This is a genomic window from Pseudomonas sp. O39 (genome assembly GCF_045447295.1).
Taxonomy (GTDB): Bacteria; Pseudomonadota; Gammaproteobacteria; order Pseudomonadales; family Pseudomonadaceae; genus Aquipseudomonas; species Aquipseudomonas antarctica_A.
Genome location: NZ_JBJGXV010000024.1, coordinates 92,208 through 109,334, shown reverse-complemented (window position 1 = coordinate 109,334; position 17,127 = coordinate 92,208). Strand labels below are relative to the sequence as shown.

At 59.1% G+C, this 17,127-nt stretch carries 16 protein-coding genes; 3 read left to right on the top strand and 13 right to left on the bottom strand.

Annotated features, from left to right (window positions below; genetic code table 11):
• A partial coding sequence (locus tag ACI77D_RS24315; protein ID WP_407017644.1) for a TonB-dependent receptor occupies positions 1 to 2,083 on the top strand: 2,083 nt, incomplete at its 5' end.
• A 149-nt stretch (positions 2,084 to 2,232) separates the two neighbouring features.
• Here ACI77D_RS24315 and ACI77D_RS24310 read toward each other — a convergent pair.
• Together ACI77D_RS24310 and ACI77D_RS24305 are read right to left on the bottom strand one after the other, a co-directional pair.
• On the bottom strand, positions 2,233 to 3,249 hold the full coding sequence (locus ACI77D_RS24310) for an ABC transporter substrate-binding protein (protein WP_259762638.1): 1,017 nt from the start codon (positions 3,247 to 3,249) through the stop codon (positions 2,233 to 2,235).
• 132 nt (positions 3,250 to 3,381) lie between these two features.
• Complete coding sequence (locus tag ACI77D_RS24305) at positions 3,382 to 3,831, bottom strand: hypothetical protein (protein ID WP_174244875.1); 450 nt, start codon at positions 3,829 to 3,831, stop codon at positions 3,382 to 3,384.
• A gap of 814 nt (positions 3,832 to 4,645) precedes the next feature.
• On the opposite strand from ACI77D_RS24305, the gene ACI77D_RS24300 reads away from it, so the two are divergent.
• Complete coding sequence (locus ACI77D_RS24300; RefSeq protein ID WP_407017643.1) at positions 4,646 to 4,876, top strand: hypothetical protein; 231 nt, start codon at positions 4,646 to 4,648, stop codon at positions 4,874 to 4,876.
• A gap of 60 nt (positions 4,877 to 4,936) precedes the next feature.
• A complete protein-coding gene (locus tag ACI77D_RS24295) occupies positions 4,937 to 5,173 on the top strand; it encodes a DUF2789 domain-containing protein (protein WP_053256456.1) in 237 nt (78 codons plus the stop codon).
• A gap of 6 nt (positions 5,174 to 5,179) precedes the next feature.
• Here ACI77D_RS24295 and ACI77D_RS24290 read toward each other — a convergent pair whose 3' ends face one another.
• From ACI77D_RS24290 to ACI77D_RS24240, 11 genes are all read right to left on the bottom strand, one after another.
• Positions 5,180 to 5,383 (bottom strand): hypothetical protein, encoded by a 204-nt coding sequence (locus ACI77D_RS24290; protein WP_053256457.1) that lies wholly within the window; start codon positions 5,381 to 5,383, stop codon positions 5,180 to 5,182.
• A gap of 114 nt (positions 5,384 to 5,497) precedes the next feature.
• Entirely contained in the window at positions 5,498 to 6,730 is a 1,233-nt protein-coding gene (locus ACI77D_RS24285; RefSeq protein ID WP_407017645.1) for a methyl-accepting chemotaxis protein, read from the bottom strand.
• 558 nt (positions 6,731 to 7,288) lie between these two features.
• Positions 7,289 to 7,693: a TraR/DksA C4-type zinc finger protein gene (locus tag ACI77D_RS24280; RefSeq protein WP_058411639.1), complete on the bottom strand. Its 405-nt coding sequence runs from the start codon at positions 7,691 to 7,693 to the stop codon at positions 7,289 to 7,291.
• Positions 7,694 to 8,117: 424 nt separating this feature from the next.
• The gene (locus ACI77D_RS24275; RefSeq protein ID WP_407017642.1) at positions 8,118 to 9,140 is read right to left on the bottom strand and encodes an ABC transporter permease; all 1,023 of its coding nucleotides are present in this window, start codon (positions 9,138 to 9,140) and stop codon (positions 8,118 to 8,120) included.
• Positions 9,141 to 9,171: 31 nt separating this feature from the next.
• Positions 9,172 to 10,725 carry a sugar ABC transporter ATP-binding protein gene (locus tag ACI77D_RS24270; RefSeq protein ID WP_407017641.1) on the bottom strand — a complete coding sequence of 518 codons (1,554 nt, stop codon included), beginning with the start codon at positions 10,723 to 10,725 and terminating at the stop codon, positions 9,172 to 9,174.
• Between the two features lie 63 nt (positions 10,726 to 10,788).
• Positions 10,789 to 11,724 carry a sugar ABC transporter substrate-binding protein gene (locus tag ACI77D_RS24265; RefSeq protein WP_064452045.1) on the bottom strand — a complete coding sequence of 312 codons (936 nt, stop codon included), beginning with the start codon at positions 11,722 to 11,724 and terminating at the stop codon, positions 10,789 to 10,791.
• A 48-nt stretch (positions 11,725 to 11,772) separates the two neighbouring features.
• Complete coding sequence (locus ACI77D_RS24260; protein ID WP_082895868.1) at positions 11,773 to 11,958, bottom strand: hypothetical protein; 186 nt, start codon at positions 11,956 to 11,958, stop codon at positions 11,773 to 11,775.
• A gap of 128 nt (positions 11,959 to 12,086) precedes the next feature.
• Positions 12,087 to 13,115, bottom strand: coding sequence for a Gfo/Idh/MocA family oxidoreductase (locus ACI77D_RS24255; RefSeq protein ID WP_407017640.1), 1,029 nt, complete (start codon positions 13,113 to 13,115; stop codon positions 12,087 to 12,089).
• Between the two features lie 156 nt (positions 13,116 to 13,271).
• Positions 13,272 to 14,282, bottom strand: coding sequence for a Gfo/Idh/MocA family protein (locus ACI77D_RS24250; RefSeq protein ID WP_221294526.1), 1,011 nt, complete (start codon positions 14,280 to 14,282; stop codon positions 13,272 to 13,274).
• Positions 14,283 to 14,300: 18 nt separating this feature from the next.
• The gene (gene iolD / locus ACI77D_RS24245) at positions 14,301 to 16,232 is read right to left on the bottom strand and encodes a 3D-(3,5/4)-trihydroxycyclohexane-1,2-dione acylhydrolase (decyclizing) (RefSeq protein ID WP_407017639.1); all 1,932 of its coding nucleotides are present in this window, start codon (positions 16,230 to 16,232) and stop codon (positions 14,301 to 14,303) included.
• 57 nt (positions 16,233 to 16,289) lie between these two features.
• Entirely contained in the window at positions 16,290 to 17,111 is an 822-nt protein-coding gene (locus tag ACI77D_RS24240; protein ID WP_221294524.1) for a TIM barrel protein, read from the bottom strand.
• Positions 17,112 to 17,127: the final 16 nt, after the last annotated feature.

The following is a 17,127-nucleotide window of genomic DNA, read 5'->3' as shown; positions in this document are numbered from 1 at the left end:
TGTCTGTGCCTGGGCGCTGGAATTAGCCCCCACCACCATTGATGGTGAACAATCCACTGAGCCGGGCCTGGCCCTGGATCAATCCAGCGGCACGGCTTCCCGGCTGGGGTTAAGCGTGCGGGAAACCCCGGCGTCGGTGGCCATCGCCACTCGCAATGACATCGAGCGCCATGGCGCCAAGACCTTTCGCGATGCGGCCAACACTCTGCCAGGCGTCAACGCCAGTGCGCCGCCCGGGTTTGGCGGGTTTGTATCCTATCGTGGCTTTACCAGCAGCCAGATCACCCAAATGTTCAATGGCATCAATGTCGCCACCGGCTTGGCACGGCCGGTCGATGCGTGGATTTACGACCGGGTGGAATTGGTCGGTGGCCCCTCCTCTTTGATCAACGGCGCCGGCTCCGTGGGCGGCTCGCTGAACTACGTGACGAAGCTCGCAACCCGTGAGGAACAGGCCGCCGAAGGCCAGCTCACCTATGGCAGCTACGACACCGCCGGCATAGCCTTTGGCCTCAATCACGCCCTGACCGAACCGGGCGCCGAGGTGCAGCATTACGCGCGCCTGGACGTCAGCCGCAACACCAACCACAGCTACATCGACCGCGACCAGCGTGATGCCTGGAGCGTGGCGTTTTCCCTGCTCAGCGACCTCACGCCCAACCTGTCCCACACCCTGGCCCTGGAATACCAGGATGAACACGAAGACAGCCCGTATTGGGGCACACCGGTGCTCAATCCCAAGACCGGCGAGTTGAAGATCGACAAGCACAACCGCTTCAACAATTACAACGTCGCCGACGGCCGTTACGAACAACGCACCCTCTGGGCGCGCTCGATCATCGACTACCGGATCAACGACAGTACCACGCTGAAAAACACCCTTTATCACCTCGACAGCCAACGCGACTATCGCAACCTGGAGACCTACCAATACAACGCCGACAATAGCGCGGTGAACCGCTCGACCGCTTATCAAGTCCGTCATCAGGGCGAGCAGAACGGCAACCAATTCGAGCTGCGCCATGACGACACGTTCTTCGGCCTTTCGACAACGTGGTCGGGCGGCTTTGAGTACAAAGTCAACAGCACTACCAACAACCCGCTGAACGTGCCGGGTAACAGCACGGTGGACCCGAACGACTACAACCCTGGGCATTTCTACGCTATCCCAGGCACCAAGCCTGGCTTCGTCAAAGACAAGACCAACCAAGTCACCACCAAGGCACTGTTCGTAGAAAATCGCCTGGGCCTCACCGATAAACTCTCGCTCTTGACGGGCTTGCGTTACGACGCTATCGATCTGGACGTCACCAATCACCGCACCATCACCGCCACCAACCCACGGCATTTCAGGCGCAGTTGGGAGCCGGTAACCGGCCGCGTGGGCCTGACCTACCAGTTCATTCCATCGGCCAATGTGTATGTGCAATACAGCACGGCGGCTGAGCAGCCATCGACCACCACCCAAGTATTCGACGTGTCGACTGGCAAGCAGTGGGAAGTAGGCAGCAAGTTCGATTACCTGGACGGTCGCGGTTCGGCCACCCTCGCTGCGTACAAGATCGAGCGCAAGGATTTTGCCGTCACCGACCCGTTGGACCCGAACAACAGCATCCCGGTGGGTGCCCAGACATCCAAGGGGATCGAGTTGGCCAGTTCATTGCGCATCACGCCAAGGCTGCTGGCCGAAGGCAACTTTGCCTGGGTGGATGCCGAGTACGATGATTTCAACGAGAAAATCGCCAGCGGCGCGGTGGTCTCGCGCAAAGGCAACACACCCACCAACGTGCCCAAGCGCGTGGGCAACGTTTGGCTGACCTATGACTTTTCTGAGGATTGGCAAGGCGGTGTGGATGCGCGGTATGTCGCCGAGGTGTTTGCGGATAATGCCAACACTCAGACGGTGCCGGCCTACACGCTGTTCGGGACTTTCCTGCGCTACAAGGTGGACTCGCACACGTCGGTGACCGGGCGGGTGCGTAACCTGACGAATGAGGTTTACGCCGAGTTTGCGCATGTGTCGCCGGCGTACTACCTGGGTTCACCAAGGACCTTGGAGGTCGCGGTGCAAACCAGGTTCTAACGCTGGAATGCAATCAAGTGTGGGAGCTGGCTTGCCTGCGATGCCGTCACCTCGGTATATTCGTTACACCGCGGCGATGCTATCGCGGGCAAGCCCGACTCCCACACAGGCCCCACATTTGGATATCCATTCAATAGAAGGACCGTCGGTTACTTCAGGCTCGCTTCCACTTTCTGCGCCACATCTTCCGTCAACCAAGCCTTCCACACCTCAGGGTGCTCTTTCAGAAATGCTTGAGCCACATCCCGTGGCGGCGTGTGTTTCTCACTCATCGATGCCAGCGATTTATTAAGCGGCTCGATAGGAAACTGAACCTTGGTAAAAAACTCAGCAATCTGCGGGTGGTCCTTTTGGAACGGCGTCGACACACCAATGCTCAACTTGGACGCCAACGACCGAGTCGGCCTCGGATTCGGATTATCCGCGTCGGTGAGCGTCTTCCAGGCATCGGCGTCAAACGGTGGCTCTTGCAACTGGATCAATTTGTAACGCCCCATCAAGGGCGTTGGTGACCAGTAGTAGAACAATACCGGTTTGCCTCGACGGATCGACGACGCAATTTCAGCATCCAGTGCCGCACCGGAGCCGCTGCGAAAGTTCACGTAGCTGTCGCTCAGGCCATAAGCCTTGAGCTTCTGCGCGTTCACCACTTCCGACGTCCAGCCGATCGGGCTGTTCAGAAAGCGCCCTTTGCCAGGCGACTCGGGGTCCTTGAACACGTCCTTGTAACGCGCCAGGTCCTGCACAGTTTTGAGGTCCGGCGCCAACGGCTTAAGGCCTTTGGCAGCGTCGCCCTTGACCACATATTCCGGCACCCACCAACCCTCGGTGGCTCCCTTGACCGTATCGCCCAGACCGACCACTTTGCCTTCGGCTTCCGCCTTGATCCAGACCGGGCTACGGCCGGCCCATTCTTCGCCGATCACCTGGATGTCGTTTTTCGCCAAGGCGGTTTCCAGGGTGATCGTGGTACCGGGCAAGGTGTCGGTGGGCAGGTCATAGCCCTTCTCGACGATAAACCGCAGCACCTCGGTGATGAGGCTGCCGCTTTCCCAGTTCAGGTCGGCGAAATGCACCGGTGCCTGGGCGGCCGATATCGGCAGTGAGGCCACCGACAACCCCAGGGTCGTCAGGGACGCCGCCAACAGCGATCTCAATCCTTTCATGCCTTTGCACCTCGCGTTTTCACAACCCTAGCGGAAGGCTCTGCTGCGGATGCGCGAAGCCTCTGAATAGTTAAGTCAACTCAACTGTAGTAGAGGTTCCGGGAGAGCAAAAATACACACAGTGTTTGGCGACTACTCGCTGGCCTTGAAGGTCACCAGTTCGCCCTTGCGCCACTTGGCCGCCTTACCGGTCACCGCCTTGAGGGTTTTGGTCAGGCCTTCCTGCAGCTGTTCATTGGCCGCAAACACCAGCATCACGCTGTGGCCTTCCTTGAATACGATGCCCTGGCCTTCGGCCGAAGAAACGAAGGCGTAATCGCCCAGGCCATACACCGTCAACTTGATGTCGCGGAACTTCAGTTCGAACTTGCCACCTTCACGACTCGGCAACACGGCCGCGCGAAAGTGGTCACCCACCTTGAGTTCCAGGCGTGGCTTGTCATCCACGACCATCGCCGTTTCGGTATCGATCTCGGCGATGTAGATACCTTCCGGCGTCTGTTCTGTGATGTAAACGAAACGGGATTGAAACTGCTTGACCAACTTTGCGCGCAAATCACCCAGCACGAATAACGCGTGCATATCCAGATTACTGACTGCCAAGGAAACGCCCCCACATCAAAAATAACGCCGACCGCCGGAGCGGGCAGCACAAAAAAACGACCCGTAGCCACAAAAAATAGCGCGTAGCCACGATTACACATTCGAAAAAAAACTGAAGAGAACCCGCTTCTACGTCATGAGACTAGTACAGGCGTGCGCGATGGACCTCATGCAAGGTCATCTGGCGCCACAGAAAATCACAGGTTCAACGGCCCGAGAATACGCGCCGACCAGCTTCAGAGAATAACCCAGTTAAAAACGCAGTTTCCGACAACCTACACATAACAAATTACCTGGCGTGGAACCAAGCATGGGCTGCCGACGACAATACTAAAACAGCAACACGGGTCAAAACCAGCCGAAACGCTGCTGGTGAGTCAACACGATTGATCCACAGGCGCTGGCCATGCACCCACGCCAACACGACGTTACGCCTTCCGGCGCTCGTTCATCATGTCAAGACGAGCGCCAATACTACTGCTTAGATTACCCCAACGGGTACTCCAATTCCGTTCTTTACCCAGTTGTACCGGCCGGCCGCAATTTCTTACATATCACTGGAAGTGACCAGCGGCAGAATCAGAGGTTTTCGCAGTACGCACGCCCAGGCCTGCGAGTTGGCCAAATAGCTCGAAGCCAGCTTGCACGCCGCTTACGGCGGGTTCGTTTCGTCGTCTGGATGACTTTACTGCGCCGTCGCCCCTCAACAACTGCCATACTGCTCCGTCCATTGAAGTTTGCCCCCTGCGGGTCAGGTTTCATCAGTGCAGTTACCTTGAAGGGAAGGCTATACGTGACGGAATTTGATATTGGCGAATTTTTCATCCATGGCGATGCAAGGGAAGTAGACGGTGAGTTTCAAGCGGTGATCATCATGCGGGCCAAACTACCGCTGACCACGATCACCACGCATCAGGTAGAAAAAGATCGTTGGTTCAAAACTGTCGACGCCGCCGCAGTTGCAGCAAAGGATGCCGCCAAGGCCCTGAAAACCGCCGTGGATTCGGGGGCACTTAATTCCTGAACTCTGACACGCCCTGAGCCTCACATGCACAACGACCATCACCTTGCATGGAGAACTACCATGGACGCGCCAATCCCGACACTTGAAACTCTGTTTGAACAACTCGGCCTGGATTCAAGCCCCGAAGCCATCGACGCATTCATCGGCGCACACACGCTGGATGAAGACGTTAAGCTGATCGATGCACCTTTCTGGACGCCGCAACAAGCGGCGTTTCTCAAGGAAGAATTGCGCGAAGACGCCGAATGGGCCATCCCGGTGGATGAACTGAACCAGCGTCTGCATCAACCGCACTAACCTCCGTCAATGCAGGCTGTCTGACTGTTCCAGGCGCATCAGCGCCTCCCAGGCAGCCCTGCACTCCTCGGCTTCATCGCGGCTGGCGAACGCAGTGCCGCGTTGCTCACCATTGAGCAACACCACCCAGCAAGCTTTCTGACCCAGCGCACGCAGGGCTTGTGGTACGCCACTGCCGATCATCACGGCCACATCAACCTTATTTTGCATGGAGAATCTCCGCAACATTAGTTAGCTGCCTAACAATGTTGGCCATGCTACGGTTTTATTCCAGTTGGAAAAAGCTATCCCCGGAATAGCTCCATTGCATAAACAGCAACAATCCTAACGCGCGGCTTTAGCCCCTTGCGGTTTATAGCCCAGGCGCAAGCCCCCCCAATGCCTGCCCCTGACCATAATCGGCACCGACAAATCGTGCATCAACTCGCCGGTGTCGCGGGTGTAGGTCTGCAACAACACCGCTTGTTGATGGCTGCCGCAACGAATGCCGGTGCGGTCTTCAAATTTGCGCTTGGTACGGTTCTGCAGTGCATCGACCTGCGCGTCACCGGTGAGGGCGTGGGAGAACGCCTTGTTGTGCGTCGGCACGTAGCCCTGAGGTGTGCAGGCGATAGCGAATACCAACCCTTCATGGCGCGGCAGCAACGCCTCCTGGATCGCCGGTAAGACTTGGTCGGTGTAGCCATCAAAACGCGTGTGGTATTTGCTCGGGCGGGTATTCGGAATGGGCGTGTAGCTGCGGTCAAACAAGTCCTCCAGGCTGATACGGTTTTGCAAGACATCGGCCTCAAACTGTTCGGCAATACGGCTGGCGCCTTCACGGGCCAGGTCGTAGATGCGCTGGTGATAGTCGTCCAGGCCGACCTCAGCCAGGCGTTCGCTGATGGTTTCCGCTTGCCCCTCCATTTGTACGGCGACGTCGGCCAGTTGCCGAGTTTGCTCGTCGCTCACCGTCAAGTCGCTGCGCATTTGCTCCACGGCGTGGAACAGACTGTCGAGTTGCGCGCGGTTAGTGTCGGTGCCCTGCGCAATCTCATGGACTTGCCCTTCCACATCCGCCGCCAGGCTGGCGATGTTTTCCAGTTGCTCGCCCGCATGTTCCACTTGCTCGACGCCGATGTGCAGGTCCGCCGACAGTTGACGAATCTGCTCAACCACTTGAGCGGTACGTTGTTGGATATCAGCGACCATCACCCCAACCTCGTCGGTGGCCGTGGCTGTGCGCCCGGCGAGACCACGCACTTCATCGGCGACCACGGCAAAGCCGCGACCGTGCTCACCCGCACGCGCCGCTTCAATGGCGGCGTTCAATGCAAGCAAGTTGGTCTGACTGGCGATGGATTGGATCACCAGGGTCACGCGCTGGATTTCCTCACTGCGCTGGCTCAAGGCTTCGATCAGTTCACGGCTGGCATTGGCGCGCTGGCTGAGCTGGCGCATGCGGATGATCGACTGCGCCAGCACTTCACGCCCTTGCGTGCTGCACTGATGTGCCTGGCTGGCCGCGCCCAGGGCTTGGCGGCTGAGCTGGGAGGTGACCTGTTCGGTACCGATCATCACTTCGGCACTGCTGACAATCTGCTTGGCTGCGCTCAGTTGCGACTGCACCCGAGCCGCCAGTTGCTTGACCGAATAGGCCACGCCGGCAGCGGAAAGCGCGTTATGGCTGGTGGTATAGGAAAGATCACGGGTCAGTTCGCCCACCGTGTCGACGGCCGGGGATGGCTGCACGCGGGGCGCACGGGTTTTGAGGGCGGGCAGCCAGATCACCAACAAGGCCAGTGGCACGCAGACGTACAACGGCAAGCCGGCAAACGCCAGACCCAGCAATACCAGCACCAGGGCGGCGCTCTGCACAAGCTGCGTCGGCCAGCCGGGCAGCACGCGCGCCACCGTGTGCGGTGGCACCGCTGCGCCCATCAGAGATCCGTCTCCAGCCATCGTCGTTACCCCACTGCCTGTCGTTATTGTTTACGCATTAAACGCCAGTATTGGGCCATTATCCATGGGCCTTTAGTGGAGTTACTTGCAGCAAATCAACAGACAGGGGTGTAAACGGTATTTCTGGACACCGCATGCACGGCGTCCAATTTCAGCACAGCAGCCTTCAGCGTATCAGGCTTGACGCTGGTGCTTGTCGATCTGCTCGTGACGTTCTTGCGCTTCGATGCAGTATTTGGTGGTTGGGCTGATCAGCAGGCGCTTGAGGCCGATAGGCTCGCCGCTGTCATCGCACCAGCCAAAAGAATCTTCCTTGATGCGCTCCAGAGCGCGCTCAAGCTGCGGCAGCATACGCTGGTCGCGGTCGATGGCATTCACCAGCCAAGTGCGCTCTTCTTCCACAGAAGCGGCGTCAGCCGGGTCAGCCGGGGTATCCAGGCTTTCGATGGCGATGCGGTTCTGTTCAATGCGCGCGTGGTGTTCCACCTTCATGTCTTGCAGCAACTGCTCGAAAAAAGCGTGCTGTTCGGCATTCATGTAGTCATCCGCCGGCATGGCCAGCAACTTTTCCTTTGTCATTGATTTCTCTATAAAAAATACGTGCATTAAGGCGAATAAGGGAGCTTCCCGGAAGGCCTGTGCCGGTCTCGGAAAGGCGCCATCCATTTCAAGCGCCACCCGGCACTCAATTTACGAGGGGCGGCAGTCTAAGGCCGACTTGAGGGCTCAGCAACTGAAAAGACAGGCATTTTTTCCCAATTAACCCCCAAAGGCACCAGGACGGGCTTGGCGAATGGTCATCGGAGTGCGTTTATAGCAAGAAATTCAGTCTTGTGGAGCTATATAGAAGACAAACGGTTAGAACTCATTGGCGCAGATCCAAATGTGGGAGCGGGCTTGCTCGCGAATGCTGAGTGTCAGGCAGCGCATTGGGCACTAATACACCGCTTTCGCGAGCAAGCCCGCTCCCACACTTTGGTTCTGCGCCAGCTGCAAATCTGCGTTAGCGCTTGAGTTTGCGCTTGTTGCGATATTGGTCGATTACCACCGCCACCACGATGATCAGGCCCTTGATGATGTCCTGGATATACGCATCCACCCCGACAAAGGTAAACCCGCTCGCCATCACCCCGAGGATCAACGCGCCGATCACGGTGCCGGTGATGCGCCCTACCCCGCCCGCCAGGCTGGTGCCGCCGATCACCGCTGCGGCAATCGCATCCAGTTCATAGGACATGCCCATACCGGCCTGGCCGGTAGCGGCACGCGCCGAAGCGACAACACCGGCCAGGCCCGCCAGCAACCCGGCAATGCTGTAGACGATGATCAGATGGCGCTTGACGTTGATCCCCGACGTGCGCGCCGCCTGCATGTTGCCGCCGATGGCGTAGGTGTACTTGCCGTACTTGGTGTAGCGCAGGGCGATATGGAAGATCACCGCCACCACCAGAAAGATGATCACCGGCATCGCACCATGACCAATCGCCGTGTAGGAGTCCGACAGCATGCTCACCGGCTGGCCTTCGGTGTAGTAACGCGCCAGGCCACGCGCCGAGACCATCATGCCCAAGGTGGCAATAAACGGCGGGATACCGGTAACGGCGATGATACTGCCGTTAATCGCTCCCGCCAGCAGCCCGACCCCCAGGCCCATCGCCACGGGAATCCACACCGGCAAGTCAGTCAGGCTGGGGAACACCGCGCGGGAAAAGTCCGAGGTCTGCGCCAGACTGGCGGCGATCATCGCCGATAACGCCAACACAGAGCCGGGGGACAGGTCGATACCGGTGGTGATGATCACTTGGGTCACACCGATCGCCAGCAGGCCGATGATCGACACTTGCAGGATCATCAGCACCAGGCGCTGGGAGTTCATCAGGAAGCTCTGGTCACGCACGATCCAGCCGAACAGTTCAAATACCAGGCCGATGCCGATCAGCACCAGGAAGATGCTCAGCTCGGTGGGTAAACGCCGACGGCGCTTGACCGGTGCCGTGGCAGGCTTGTTGTCTGTTATTGCGTTCATAGCCAATCACCTTCTTATTCTGTGCTGTTCGTCAGTGGACTACGGTCATACCGGAAGCCAACTGCATGACTTTTTCCTGGGTTGCATCTGCGCGATCCAGGGTGCCCATCAGTTCGCCTTCGTGCATCACCATCACCCGGTCGCTCATGCCCAGCACTTCCGGCAGTTCGGAGGAAATCATGATCACCGCCATACCTTCGCTGGCGAGGAAGGAAATCAAGCGATAGATCTCGGCCTTGGCGCCGACATCGATGCCACGGGTCGGCTCATCGAGAATCAACAGGCGTGGGTTGGTCATCAGCCAACGCGCCAGCAGGGCTTTTTGCTGGTTGCCGCCGGACAACGTGTCGATGCACTGTTCTAGGGATGGGGTTTTCACCCGCAGCTTCTTGCACATGTCTTCGCACAAGGCGCGCAGGGCCTTCTGCTGGATAAACCCGTTGCCCGAGTAAAGCGGCAGCACGGCCATCTCCATGTTTTCCAGGACCGACAGGCACGGGAACAGGCCGCTGAGCTTGCGGTCTTCGGTCAACAGCGCAAAACCCTTCTCGATGGCCATGTGCGGGTCGCTGATGCGCACCGGCTTGCCGTCGAGAGTGATCTGCCCGCCGGAGCTTGGGGTGATGCCGAAGATCGTTTCCGCCACGTTGGTGCGGCCCGAGCCCATCAACCCGGCGATGCCGAGGATTTCACCGGCGTGCAGATCGAATGACACGTCCTTGAACACACCGTCCAGGCGCAGGTCACGCACCGACAACAGCAGTTCGCCAATGGGCGTCTCCTGCACCGGGAACAACTGGCTCAGTTCACGGCCGACCATCATCGAAATCAGGCTGTCGCTGTTCATGCTGTCGGCGCGCTGCAGACCGATGTAGTGGCCGTCACGAAACACCGCCACTTCGTCGGCAATGGCGAACACTTCGTTCATTTTATGCGTGATATAGACGATGCCTTTGCCTTGGGACTTGAGGTCGGCAATGATCGAAAACAGGTGGGCCACTTCCTTCTCGGTAATGGCTGAGGTCGGTTCATCCATGATCAGGATGTCGGAGTCGTAGGACACCGCCTTGGCAATCTCGACCATTTGCCGCTCGGCGATGCTGAGGTTGCCGACATGTTCTTCGGGGTCAAGGTTGATGCGCAGGCGTGCCAGCAATTCGGCAGTGCAGCGGTGCATTTCACGGTGGTTGACCATGTGCAGGCTGTTGAGCTGCTCGCGACCGATCCAGATATTTTCGGCGATGCTCATGTGCGGCATCAGGTTGAGTTCCTGGTGGATCATCGCGATCCCGGCCTTCTGCGCCGCCAGCGGCGTTTCAAACACAATCGGCTTGCCACGCAGGCGAATTTCCCCCGCATCGGGCTGGTAGATACCGGCGATGATTTTCATCAGCGTCGATTTACCCGCACCGTTTTCGCCCATCAGCGCCAGCACGGAACCAGGGCGTACCCGCAATTGCACATCGGCCAGGGCCACGACGCCGGGAAAGCCTTTGCTGATGTTGAGGATTTCCAGCAGGTAGGGTTCTTCCTGCAGCACGGGCTGGATGCCGGGAGGCTGCGAGACGGTGGCTTGAGCAAGCATATCGGGTACTCCATCAGCAGAGCGACCGTGGCCGCCCTGCTTGCTTATTGTTGTTATGAAGGGCTACTTGAAGTCTTTGACGTTGTCCGGCGTGATCAGCTTGAACGGGATGATCACGTTCTGCTCGACCGGCTCCTTCTTCGCCATCTTGCGCGCCGCCTCCACCGAACCGACCGCCTGGCCCTTGGCGTCCTGGAAGGCCGACGCCGCCATGTCGCCCTTGGTAATTGCGTTCAAACCGTCCGGCGTGCCATCAACCCCCGCAATTAACACGGTGCCCGGCTTGGTACCCGCCGACTTCAGCGCCATGGACGCGCCAATGGCCATCTCATCGTTGTTGGCCAGAACCGCATTGAATTCGCGACCTTGGGTCAGCCAGTCGTTGACCAGGGTCATGCCCTTGTCACGCAGCCAGATGCCGGTCTGTTCTTGCTCGATGGTAATGCCGGGGTATTTGGCCAGGATTTCCTTCACACCTTTGGTACGGTTGGTGGTGGAGTTGTTCGCCAGGTCACCCAGCAGGATGACGATCTTGCCCTTGCCGCCGAGCTTGTCGGCGATGTACTGCATTTGCAGACGACCGGCCTCAACGTCATCGGACGTCACCGCGACGACATCCTTGGGCAACTCTTTTTGGTCAGGACGACGGTTGACGAAGACCAGCGGGATGCCCGCCTTGGTAGCGGCACTGATGATGTTCTTGGTCGAGGCGGTATCGACCGGGTTGACGATAATCGCGTCGACTTTCTGGCTGATAAAGTTCTCGACCTGGCTCAGTTGCTTGACCACGTCGGCCCGGGCGTCTTCGAACTGCAGCTGTACGCCGTCACCCTTGGGATAGGACTTGGCTTGCTTGTCCATGTCTTCGCGCAGGTAGGTCAGGAACGTGTCATCGAAAGCGGACATGGTCACGCCCACCTTGATATCGGCGGCCGCGGCAAAACCGCTGGCAAGCAGCATGGACAAGGCCAGCGCGGTAAAACGGATCGGGGTCTTCATGAACGGTCTGTCTCCAATTTCTTGTTGGTTTTTTGGACGTTGCGTTTATCAGAGCGTGGCTGGCGAAGACGGCAGTTGAACCACCGGTGCGCCGGGAATGCAGCACACCAGCGCGCCTTTGTTTTCGACGCACAGCACATTAAGGAAGGAGAAATAAAACGGCCGCGCGCGGGGCAGACCGCGGGGCGCAAGGGCGGGGCGTAAAACTCGCAGTACAGCGTTGAAGATTTTCATCTGACGGTACCTGGTTGTTTTTGATCTTGTTTTTGTCGAGTCGCCCGAATCGAGTCCGAGACGTACTTTATGCAACCTGGAAAAGACTTTATTAGAAAATAATTTCCATATCAACCTGTTTTAGAATTTTATTCTATTTTTGTTGAAACCACCTGCTGGCGCTCGTTGCTAAGGCGTGCAGCGTCCAATATACGGGTGGTTTCCAATGCGTCATTGGCATCCACCGGCAGCGGCCCAAGCCCTTGCACAGCACTTTGCAACTGGCGATAGAACTGCGTCCAGCAGCCTTTCTCCGACGGCACCCGCTCACGCTCCTCGCCCTGTTCAAACCACCCCCAACGCCGATGCTCTTCCGCGCCCCAGTGCTCGCCCTCGGTTTTCGGCGACTTGCCCGCCATCAGTGCGGCTTCCTGACCGTCCAGCCCCTCCACGGTGTAACACCCCAAGGTGCCACTGACGCGAAAACGCGGGGCCTGGCTGTTTTGCAGCGCACTGCCCCACAGGTGGGAAATCACCCCATTGGCGTGAGTCAGGGAAACGAAAAAGCCGTGATCGAGGGTCGGGTGTTGCGGGCTGAATTGCAGTTGGGCGAACACCCGGTCCACCGGGCCGAACAATTGCAGCGCCTGGTCCACCAGATGGCTGCCCAGGTCGCGCAACCAACCGCCGCCGCTGACGTTGCCCACCGCGTCCGGGCTGTAACGTTCGACGCGCGACTCAAAGCGCGTGACTGCCCCCAGAGCGCCGGCGTCAATCAGTTTACGCAGGGTCAGGAAATCCGAATCCCAACGCCGGTTCTGGTAGACGCTGAGCAATACACCCTGGCGTTCGGCGGCCGTGATCAGTGCCTGAGCCTGTTCGGCATTGGCGGCGAAGGGCTTGTCGCTGACCACCGCAACCCCGTGTTCGATGGCTTCCAGCACCAGGGCGGGGCGTCCTTTGAGGGTGGTGGAAATCACTAAAGCATCAACCCCAGCCTCGACGATCTGGCCAATGGAGTCGAAGGCCTTGAGGCCTGGATGGTCGCTCGCCAGCTGCAGGCGACGCTCGGGGGAACGTGTCACTACGCCCACAAAGGTTGCGCCGGGCAGGGTTGCAATCAACGGTGCGTGAAAATAACGGCCGCCGTGGCCGTAGCCGACAAGTCCGATTCGCATATATGCGCTCCTTCATGAAGTGGAAACCCGATCTAAATGTGGGAGCTGGCTTACCTGCGAAAGCGGTGTATCAGGCGGCATCAATGTTGAATGTGCCGCCGTCATCGCAGGCAAGCCAGCTCCCACACCGACCAAGTGCGTTCAGTGGAGTGGGGCTTAGCCGTAGAAAGGTGGGCGCGGTGGCAAGCTGACCTTAATGATCTGCTCGCTGCTCTGCGCTTCGATACATGCATCCGCCGCCACTGCCGCCGCAAACCCATCCCACGCCGACGGCCCGCCGACTTGCCCGGCGCGCACGCTGTCGATGAAGGCCTGTAACTCGACGTCGTAGGCGCCGATAAAGCGGTCTTTCCAATCCATCAGAATCGCATTCGACAGCTTCGCGCCACTGCGCAACTGCACCTGGGACGGTTCCGGCAGCTTGGCGATACCGGTCTCCCCCACCACTTCGCACTGGATGTCGTAGCCGTATTGGCAGTTCACAAACACTTCCACGTCGATGCGAGTGCCCTTGGCGGTTTCCAGCAGCACAATCTGCGGGTCGCGCAGGTGGGCCAGGGCCTTGCTGGTCTTGCGCGGGAACACCACCTGCACCGACACGTAGTCGTCGTTGAGCAACCAGCGCAACACATCCAACTCGTGGATCAACGTGTCGGTGATGGCCATGTCGGTCTTGTAGTTCTCACCCACCGTTGGGTTGCGGTGCGCACAATGCAGCATCAACGGCTCGCCGATCTGGCCGCTGTCGATCACGGCCTTGAGGGCGCGATAGCCTTCGTCATACGGGCGCATGAAGCCCACTTGCACCAGGCGCTTGCCGTAGGCGACTTCAGCGTCAACGATCTTGCGGCAGCCTTCGGCCGTCACGGCCAGGGGTTTTTCGCAGAACACGGGTTTGCCGGCGGCGATGGCGGCGAGCACGAATTCTTCGTGGCTCGGGCCCCAGGAGGTCACCAGAATCGCCTCGACTTGCGGCGAATTGATCAGCGCATGGCCGTCGGCGTATACCTCGGCGTCCAGCTTCAAATCAGCCACAACCTTGGCAGCTTGCTCAAGGTTGATGTCGGTCACCGCAACTACCTGGCTGTTAAGCAAGGTCTGGCTGCAACGACGAATGTGGTCCCGGCCGATGGCGCCCGTACCGATTACACCTAGCTTCAAAGACATACCAAACTCCTCTTGTTATTAGTACTGCCGGGCCTTGGCCAGCTGTTCATTGAGTTTTTTCGCCGCCGCATTCGTGCGTTCGCTGGTGGACACCTGGGCAACACCCACACGCCACCACGACAAGTAGCCGTGGATCATGGTCTTGGGCAGTACCTTGATATCAATCAACGTCGATACCGTTTGTGTGCGCGCATCGGCCAGCGCCGATTCGAGCTGTTCCACGGTGCTGACCTTATAGGTCTTGCAGCCATAAGCCGCCGCGCTCATGGCGAAATCCACCGGCACCAGGCCGCCGTCGAGCTTGCCGCTCTCGGGGTTGCGGAAGCGAAATTCCGTGCCGAAGCTGTCCATGCCGTTGCCGATCTGCAGGTTGTTGATGCAACCGAACGCCATGTTGTCCAGCAGCACCACGTTGATCTTGCGCCGCTCCTGGATCGAGGTGGCAAGCTCCGAGTGCAGCATCATGTAAGAGCCATCGCCGACCAGCGCGTACACCTCCTTTGTCGGTTCAGCCAGCTTCACGCCGAGGGCCGCGTTGATCTCGTAGCCCATGCATGAATAGCCATACTCGACGTGGTAGGTGTTGACGCCTTTGCTGCGCCAGCTGCGCTGCAAGTCGCCGGGCAGGCTACCGGCGGCGGCGACGATGATGGCGTCATCGGCCAGGGTGTCATTGAGCACACCGAGTACACGGCTCTGAGTCAGGCACGAGCCGGTCAATTCGATGAATTCGCGCAGCACCGCGCGATCCAGGTGGTCATCAACCTGCGGAACAAAATCATCACCGCTGTATTCCACGTGATGCACACGGTCCACTTCCGCCTCCAGCTGCGCCTTGGCGTCGCAGACCTGCTCGCCCCAACCGGCGCGGTAGTCGACCAAGGCGTCAGCCAGTGCCTCAAGGCCAACCTTCGCGTCCGCCAGCACTTGTACGCCGTCGAGCTTCAAGGCATCGCAGGGGCTGATATTGAGGTTGAGAAACTTCACCTCGGGATGCTTGAACAGCGATTTGGATGAGGTCGTGAAATCGGTATAACGCGTGCCGATGCCGATAATCAGATCGGCCTCGGGCGCCAGCAGGTTAGCCGCCAGGCAGCCGGTTTCACCGATGCCGCCGAGGTTCAGCGGGTGGTTGGACACCACCGCACTCTTGCCCGCCTGGGTTTCGGCGAAAGGAATATCAAAGCGCTCGGCAAAGGCTTGCAACGCGGCATTTGCCCCGGCGTACTTCACACCACCGCCGCAGATGATCAGCGGCTTGCGTTTGCCCCGAAAGGCGGCCACAGCGTCAGCGATCATCGCGTGGGTGGCTGGACGACGCTCGATACGGTGCACACGTTTTTGCAGGAAATAGTCGGGATAGTCCCAGGCTTCGGCCTGCACATCCTGAGGCAGCGCCAGGGTCACAGCGCCGGTTTCGGCGGGGTCGGTGAGCACGCGCATGGCGTGGATCGCGGCGGTCATCAACTGTTCGGGACGGTTGATGCGGTCCCAGTATTTGCTCACCGAACGGAACGCATCGTTGGTGCTGATGCTCAGGTCGTGGAATTGCTCGATTTGCTGCAGCACCGGGTCAGGTTGGCGGCTGGCATACACATCGCCCGGCAGCAGTAGCAACGGGATACGGTTGGCCGTGGCGGTCGCCGCAGCGGTCAGCATATTGGCCGCGCCCGGGCCCACGGATGCGGTGCACGCGTAGATCTTGCGGCGCAGGTGCTGCTTGGCAAAACCGATGGCGGCGTGGGCCATGCCCTGCTCGTTGCGGCCCTGGTGCACCACCAGGTCGCCGCTGTCCTGCTCCAGGGCCTGGCCCAGGCCCAGCACGTTGCCGTGACCAAAAATGGTGAACACACCGGCGACAAACTTGCTCTGCACGCCATCGACTTCGACGTATTGGTTATCCAGAAACTTCACCAGGGCCTGGGCCATGGTCAATCGTGTTGTGGTCATGTTCGCACCTTGTATGAATGCAAATCTGTCGATCAACAGTGATGTTATGAGGGAGCGTCAGGGCCGGGCGTTTTGCAGGTGGGCGATGCTTGCCCCAATGGCCTGCTGAATATCCACCAGCCCATGCACGCTTTCAGCAAACGGCTCGAACGACAGATAGCCGCCATACCCGGTGCTGAGCAAGGTGTCGATCTGCGCAGCATTGCCGAGGATATCGCCCTCGCCGACCAGCACGCGGTGGCCGTCGCGAATCGAATTCAGTGGTGCGTCTGCATCTTCCACGCCGGAGATATGCACCAGCCCGGTCAGTTCCGGGAAGAACTCATGCTCGCTGGCCAGGTGATGATGAAAGGTGTCGTGCACCAGGCGGAACACATCCAACCCGCCAATCGACTGGATCGCGTCCACCGCCACGCGCTTGCGGCGCAGAGCACATTCCTCAAACCCCAGGGGCTCGATAAAACCCAGAATCGCGTATTCACGCAGGATCGGCGCCAGCTCGCTCAACGCCGTGCGCAAACCGGCGGCACGCTGGGCTTCGCTGCGTGCATCGCCGCGCTCATTCAGCGGGCACATCACCAGGCCTTGCGCGCCGCATTCGCGGGCATAGGTGGCGAGGGCGATCGCCTGGGCGCGACGTTCATCGTTCCATACATCAAACGGGTACAGCGCGTTGATCGACAGCACCGTAATGCCCTGCCCTGCGCACAACTCGCGCACGCGGCTGGCCGGCGTGCCGAATTCGATTTCGTGCCCCTTGAGGTCGTTGCGAATCTCGATGGCATCGCATTTGAGGGCCGCAGCCAACTGGATGAAGTCCGGCAGGGAAAGGTTGGGCGCGACCATACGGTTTAGGGCAAAACGCAGAGACGACTGCATTGTTATTGTTCTCCGT

Coding starts and splice junctions, on each gene's coding strand:
- ACI77D_RS24280 (WP_058411639.1), bottom strand. CDS start 7,693: ATGACAAAGGAAAAGTTGCTGGCCATGCCGGCGGATGACTACATGAAT.
- ACI77D_RS24310 (WP_259762638.1), bottom strand. CDS start 3,249: ATGAAAGGATTGAGATCGCTGTTGGCGGCGTCCCTGACGACCCTGGGG.
- ACI77D_RS24240 (WP_221294524.1), bottom strand. CDS start 17,111: ATGCAGTCGTCTCTGCGTTTTGCCCTAAACCGTATGGTCGCGCCCAAC.
- ACI77D_RS24305 (WP_174244875.1), bottom strand. CDS start 3,831: ATGCACGCGTTATTCGTGCTGGGTGATTTGCGCGCAAAGTTGGTCAAG.
- ACI77D_RS24250 (WP_221294526.1), bottom strand. CDS start 14,282: ATGTCTTTGAAGCTAGGTGTAATCGGTACGGGCGCCATCGGCCGGGAC.
- ACI77D_RS24290 (WP_053256457.1), bottom strand. CDS start 5,383: ATGCAAAATAAGGTTGATGTGGCCGTGATGATCGGCAGTGGCGTACCA.
- ACI77D_RS24260 (WP_082895868.1), bottom strand. CDS start 11,958: ATGAAAATCTTCAACGCTGTACTGCGAGTTTTACGCCCCGCCCTTGCG.
- iolD (WP_407017639.1), bottom strand. CDS start 16,232: ATGACCACAACACGATTGACCATGGCCCAGGCCCTGGTGAAGTTTCTG.
- ACI77D_RS24255 (WP_407017640.1), bottom strand. CDS start 13,115: ATGCGAATCGGACTTGTCGGCTACGGCCACGGCGGCCGTTATTTTCAC.
- ACI77D_RS24265 (WP_064452045.1), bottom strand. CDS start 11,724: ATGAAGACCCCGATCCGTTTTACCGCGCTGGCCTTGTCCATGCTGCTT.
- ACI77D_RS24295 (WP_053256456.1), top strand. CDS start 4,937: ATGGACGCGCCAATCCCGACACTTGAAACTCTGTTTGAACAACTCGGC.
- ACI77D_RS24275 (WP_407017642.1), bottom strand. CDS start 9,140: ATGAACGCAATAACAGACAACAAGCCTGCCACGGCACCGGTCAAGCGC.
- ACI77D_RS24270 (WP_407017641.1), bottom strand. CDS start 10,725: ATGCTTGCTCAAGCCACCGTCTCGCAGCCTCCCGGCATCCAGCCCGTG.
- ACI77D_RS24285 (WP_407017645.1), bottom strand. CDS start 6,730: ATGATCGGTACCGAACAGGTCACCTCCCAGCTCAGCCGCCAAGCCCTG.